This is a genomic window from Vibrio sp. OPT46 (genome assembly GCF_015163535.1).
In the GTDB taxonomy this organism is placed as follows: domain Bacteria; phylum Pseudomonadota; class Gammaproteobacteria; order Enterobacterales; family Vibrionaceae; genus Vibrio; species Vibrio alginolyticus.
This window is the reverse complement of the sequence record NZ_JADDYG010000580.1, coordinates 1-287: the sequence shown is the minus strand read 5'-3', so window position 1 is coordinate 287 and position 287 is coordinate 1. Positions and strand designations below refer to the sequence as shown.

The 287-nt window shown below is 41.8% G+C and carries 1 protein-coding gene; it reads right to left on the bottom strand.

Annotated features, from left to right (window positions below; translation table 11 throughout):
* Window positions 1–53: 53 nt before the first annotated feature.
* Window positions 54–287: D-fructose-6-phosphate amidotransferase (locus IQR33_RS23180; protein ID WP_193844087.1), on the bottom strand; the 234-nt coding region annotated here is incomplete at its 5' end.

Below are 287 nucleotides of genomic sequence, written 5' to 3'. Positions count from 1 at the left end.
AAGAGGCTAATGTTTTCTCATAGCCTCTTCTTTTCATTACTCACTAAATCGACTCATTGTCGACTTTCAGCCTCTAACTTCATTGCCAAATAAGCTTGATCAGCAGAAACCAATTCAGGGCGGTTAATCAACTTCCAGAGGAAGTATGGTGGGATTAAAAATACGATGAAGTAGAGAGATTCATGGAAAAAAACATCGGCTATCGTTTGCTGATGCTCCCAAAGTGCCGTCAGTGCGAAGAGCTCTAACATCACGCCTAATACGCCAAAGACGACAGAGACAACAAT